Annotated in this window: 3 rRNA genes; all 3 read right to left on the reverse strand. The window is 53.5% G+C overall.

From position 1 onward, the window contains the following. Nucleotides 1-76 precede the first annotated feature (76 nt). Nucleotides 77-193: ribosomal RNA gene (rrf, locus tag E3T38_RS09380) — 5S ribosomal RNA — on the reverse strand. 122 nt (nucleotides 194-315) lie between these two features. After that, nucleotides 316-3443 (reverse strand): 23S ribosomal RNA (locus E3T38_RS09385). Nucleotides 3444-3889: 446 nt separating this feature from the next. Continuing rightward, nucleotides 3890-5423, reverse strand: a 16S ribosomal RNA gene (locus tag E3T38_RS09390). Together the 16S, 23S and 5S rRNA genes form the textbook arrangement of a ribosomal RNA operon. Between the last annotated feature and the right edge of the window lie 619 nt (nucleotides 5424-6042).

Below are 6042 nucleotides of genomic sequence, written 5' to 3' on the forward strand. Positions count from 1 at the left end.
AACAACCACCCGGGGTGGTTGTTAACGCAGAAAAGCCATCCCGTGAGGGATGGCTTTTCTGGTGTTTCTAAGTTAAGTCCGGCGGTGTCCTACTCTCCCACAGGGTCCCCCCTGCAGTACCATCGGCGCTGAGAGTCTTAGCTTCCGGGTTCGGAATGTGACCGGGCGTTTCCCTCTCGCTATAGCCGCCGAAACATCTTTCGATGAATCGATTCTATATTTTTTAGTTATAGAGCCTTCATGACGAAGGCGTTGTTCTCGACCGTACATCGAGAACCACATAGTGGACGCTAAAGCAGCTTCTTCAAACTGAGTGTTATCAAATTATCGGCTTATTAGTACCGGTCAGCTTCATGGGTCTTTAGTCCCCACTTCCACATCCGGCCTATCAACGCAGTAGTCTAGCTGCGAGCCTCTCCCCCGAAGGGATGGAAATCTCATCTCGAAGCCGGCTTCCCGCTTAGATGCTTTCAGCGGTTATCCGTTCCGAACGTAGCTAATCAGCGGTGCTCCTGGCGGAACAACTGACACACCAGAGGTTCGTCCATCCCGGTCCTCTCGTACTAGGGATAGATCTTCTCAAATTTCCTGCGCGCGCAGCGGATAGGGACCGAACTGTCTCACGACGTTCTAAACCCAGCTCGCGTACCGCTTTAATGGGCGAACAGCCCAACCCTTGGGACCTACTCCAGCCCCAGGATGCGACGAGCCGACATCGAGGTGCCAAACCATGCCGTCGATATGGACTCTTGGGCAAGATCAGCCTGTTATCCCCGAGGTACCTTTTATCCGTTGAGCGACAGCGCTTCCACAAGCCACTGCCGGATCACTAGTCCCGACTTTCGTCCCTGCTCGACTTGTCAGTCTTACAGTCAAGCTCCCTTGTGCACTTACACTCGACACCTGATTACCAACCAGGTTGAGGGAACCTTTGGGCGCCTCCGTTACTTTTTAGGAGGCAACCGCCCCAGTTAAACTACCCACCAGGCACTGTCCCTGAACCGGATCACGGTTCGAAGTTAGGTATCCAATATGACCAGAGTGGTATTTCAACAATGACTCCACCTGAACTAGCGTCCAAGCTTCACAGTCTCCCACCTATCCTACACAAGCCACACCGAACACCAATACCAAGCTGTAGTAAAGGTCACGGGGTCTTTCCGTCCTGCTGCGCGTAACGAGCATCTTTACTCGTAATGCAATTTCGCCGAGTTCGCGGTTGAGACAGCTGGGAAGTCGTTACGCCATTCGTGCAGGTCGGAACTTACCCGACAAGGAATTTCGCTACCTTAGGATGGTTATAGTTACCACCGCCGTTTACTGGGGCTTAAATTCTCAGCTTCGCCTTGCGGCTAACCGTTCCTCTTAACCTTCCAGCACCGGGCAGGCGTCAGTCCGTATACATCGTCTTGCGACTTAGCACGGACCTGTGTTTTTAGTAAACAGTCGCTTCCCACTGGTCTCTGCGGCCTTCGAACGCTCCCGGAGCAAGTCCGTTCACGCCTCAGGCCCCCCTTCTCCCGAAGTTACGGGGGCATTTTGCCGAGTTCCTTAACCACGATTCTCTCGATCTCCTTAGTATTCTCTACCTGATCACCTGAGTCGGTTTGGGGTACGGGTGACTAAAACCTCGCGTCGATGCTTTTCTTGGCAGCATAGGATCACTGATTTCACCCTTACGGGCTACCCATCGGGTCTCAGGCATCATGAACGACGGATTTGCCTATCGTTCGCCCTACATCCTTAGACCGGGTCAACCATCGCCCGGCTCAGCTACCTTCCTGCGTCACACCTGTTAATACGCTAACCGCACCAGCATAGGGTCGCACGCTAGGCCCCACGCTTCACCCCGAAGGGATCCATCTAGGGGATTCAGATGCTTAGCATTACTGGATTAGCTTGGGCGGTTTTTCGTCAGTACGGGAATATCAACCCGTTGTCCATCGACTACGCCTGTCGGCCTCGCCTTAGGTCCCGACTTACCCAGGGCGGATTAGCCTGGCCCTGGAACCCTTGATCTTTCGGAGGACGGGTTTCTCACCCGTCTTTCGCTACTCATGCCTGCATTCTCACTCGTGTGGCCTCCACGGCTGGTTTACACCGCCGCTTCGCTGGCCACACGACGCTCTCCTACCCATCAACACGGCTGAACTAACACCACAAGGGTGCAGCTAACCAAAAATATCAATGCCACAACTTCGGTGGCGTGCTTGAGCCCCGTTACATTGTCGGCGCGGAATCACTTGACCAGTGAGCTATTACGCACTCTTTCAAGGGTGGCTGCTTCTAAGCCAACCTCCTGGTTGTCTGTGCAACTCCACATCCTTTCCCACTTAGCACGCGCTTTGGGACCTTAGTTGGTGGTCTGGGTTGTTTCCCTCTCGACGATGAAGCTTATCCCCCACCGTCTCACTGCTGCGCTCTCACTTACCGGCATTCGGAGTTTGGCTGACGTCAGTAAGCTTTTAGGCCCCATCGGCCATCCAGTAGCTCTACCTCCGGCAAGAAACACGCAACGCTGCACCTAAATGCATTTCGGAGAGAACCAGCTATCACGAAGTTTGATTGGCCTTTCACCCCTATCCACAGCTCATCCCCTCCATTTTCAACTGAAGTGGGTTCGGTCCTCCACGACGTCTTACCGTCGCTTCAACCTGGCCATGGATAGATCACTTCGCTTCGGGTCTAGGACATGCGACTGAATCGCCCTATTCAGACTCGCTTTCGCTACGCATTCCCCTCTCGGGTTAAGCTCGCCACATATCACTAACTCGCAGGCTCATTCTTCAAAAGGCACGCTGTCACCAGAACAAAGCTGGCTCCAACGGTTTGTAAGCAAACGGTTTCAGGTACTATTTCACTCCCCTCCCGGGGTACTTTTCACCTTTCCCTCACGGTACTTGTTCACTATCGGTCATGTAGGAGTATTTAGGCTTATCAGGTGGTCCTGACGGATTCACACGGGATTTCTCGGGCCCCGTGCTACTTGGGATACTTCTCGGGCGATTGCTGCATTTCGACTACGGGGTTCGCACCCTCTATGACCAGGCTTTCAATCCTGTTCGTCTATACAACGTTCTAACCCTTACCATTCGGTAGAATAGGCAGAAAAGTCCCGCAACCCCGACCATGCAACGCCTACCGGCTATCACACATGATCGGTTTAGCCTCATCCGGGTTCGCTCGCCACTACTAACGGAATCACTGTTGTTTTCTCTTCCTGTGGGTACTGAGATGTTTCACTTCCCCACGTTCCCTCTACCCGCCCTATATATTCAGGCGGGAGTCACCAGGTCACCTTACGGGCCTGGCGGGGTTTCCCCATTCGGACATCCTCGGATCACAGTTCGTTTATCAACTCCCCGAGGCTTATCGCAGATTACTACGTCCTTCTTCGGCTCTACATGCCAAGGCATTCACCGTTTGCTCTTAAAAATTTGAAATCACATGAGTTTGAATCGATTAAGTGCCGCGAATAAATTCGCGACCGAAATTGACCAATGATCTATAAATAGATCTTTGTAATTTGCTGTCCGAAGACAGTCAAATTTAAGATGCTCGCGTCCACTGTGTAGTTCTCAAAGTACGGGCGGTACCCTTCCCGCCGGCAAGTCATGCCAACGAGAAAAAGTCCAGAAGAATCAGACCAACAAAGAACTTACGTCCCAGGTTGTTCCGGTCCCTCAGGACCCAACAGCGTGCATATACAAGTCTCTCTGCGACCTACCTTTCCAACCCCGTCCTTACGAACCAGGCGTACCGAGTAGATCTCAGCCGTTCTTGCATCAATGTCAATGTTCCACCCATGAGCGCCACCCAGACCGTTCGGCCTGGTGTGACTGGTCGCCATATTCCGCTGTATACAGACGGGACAACACGTGCTCCTTAGAAAGGAGGTGATCCAGCCGCACCTTCCGGTACGGCTACCTTGTTACGACTTAGTCCTAATCACCAATCCCACCTTCGACAGCTCCGTCCCTTGCGGGTTCGGCCACTGGCTTCGGGTGTTACCGACTTTCATGACTTGACGGGCGGTGTGTACAAGGCCCGGGAACGTATTCACCGCAGCGTTGCTGATCTGCGATTACTAGCGACTCCGACTTCATGAGGTCGAGTTGCAGACCTCAATCCGAACTGAGACCGGCTTTTTGGGATTCGCTCCACCTTACGGTATCGCAGCCCTTTGTACCGGCCATTGTAGCATGCGTGAAGCCCAAGACATAAGGGGCATGATGATTTGACGTCATCCCCACCTTCCTCCGAGTTGACCCCGGCAGTATCCCATGAGTTCCCACCATTACGTGCTGGCAACATAGGACGAGGGTTGCGCTCGTTGCGGGACTTAACCCAACATCTCACGACACGAGCTGACGACAACCATGCACCACCTGTATACCGACCTTGCGGGGCGACCATTTCTGGCCGTTTCCGGTATATGTCAAGCCTTGGTAAGGTTCTTCGCGTTGCATCGAATTAATCCGCATGCTCCGCCGCTTGTGCGGGCCCCCGTCAATTCCTTTGAGTTTTAGCCTTGCGGCCGTACTCCCCAGGCGGGGAACTTAATGCGTTAGCTGCGACACGGAGACCGTGGAATGGTCCCCACATCTAGTTCCCAACGTTTACGGCATGGACTACCAGGGTATCTAATCCTGTTCGCTCCCCATGCTTTCGCTCCTCAGCGTCAGTTACGGCCCAGAGATCTGCCTTCGCCATTGGTGTTCCTCCTGATATCTGCGCATTCCACCGCTACACCAGGAATTCCAATCTCCCCTACCGCACTCTAGTCTGCCCGTACCCACTGCAGGCCCGAGGTTGAGCCTCGGGTTTTCACAGCAGACGCGACAAACCGCCTACGAGCTCTTTACGCCCAATAATTCCGGACAACGCTTGCACCCTACGTATTACCGCGGCTGCTGGCACGTAGTTAGCCGGTGCTTTTTCTGCAGGTACCGTCACTCCCAGGAAAACCCAGTCGCTTCTTCCCTACTAAAAGAGGTTTACAACCCGAAGGCCGTCGTCCCTCACGCGGCGTTGCTGCATCAGGCTTGCGCCCATTGTGCAATATTCCCCACTGCTGCCTCCCGTAGGAGTCTGGGCCGTGTCTCAGTCCCAGTGTGGCCGGTCACCCTCTCAGGCCGGCTACCCGTCGTCGCCTTGGTGAGCCATTACCTCACCAACTAGCTGATAGGCCGCGAGCTCATCCTTGACCAAAATTCTTTCCACCCCAGAAGATGCCTTCCAAGGTAATATCCGGTATTAGCTACAGTTTCCCGCAGTTATCCCAGAGTCAAGGGCAGATTGCTCACGTGTTACTCACCCGTTCGCCACTGATCCAAGGAGCAAGCTCCTCTTCACCGTTCGACTTGCATGTGTTAAGCACGCCGCCAGCGTTCGTCCTGAGCCAGGATCAAACTCTCCGTAAATGTTTGAATAGCTACCCGATTCATATAAATACAAACCGAACGCCCATCTAGTGCACCCCACAACCGGAATAGGTTATGAACATGCAAGTTTGAAACTGACAAGAACAAATCATTACTGACTTGCTTTGTTTAGTTGCCCAACCGAAGTTAGGACTTGTTCAATATTATTTCCAAAGGAATCTCTTAGCTGCACCCCGCTAGAAACGGGCCACAACCACGAGGTTTTTGGCATTTGACATTGTGCACGCTGTTGAGTTCTCAAGGATCGGACGCACCCGACTTCAGGCCCTACTGGGCTGTCGCTCCGGGGCAACTTGTCTAACTTACCCACCCGGCCAGTCCCTGTCAAATCGGCCAATCCCAGCAATTTCCAGCGCACCAAAGCACACCAAAAACACTCGAACAACCCGACCCAACCAGCAACACACACCCGGTGGAGGCTTACAATCCTAGCCCAACACCAGAGAACTTGAAACAAGAACCCAACATTGAAAAGACTAGAAGACGGTCCCACGTGAGGCCGAAAAGCACTGCGGCTTTCCGCACCTTTGGGGTACGTATAGATACATTACGGCCACCACACCCACCCGTCAAAACGCCCCCCACCCGGGCGTGTCGC

The organism is Cryobacterium sp. Hb1 (assembly GCF_004403585.1).
GTDB lineage: Bacteria > Actinomycetota > Actinomycetes > Actinomycetales > Microbacteriaceae > Cryobacterium > Cryobacterium lyxosi.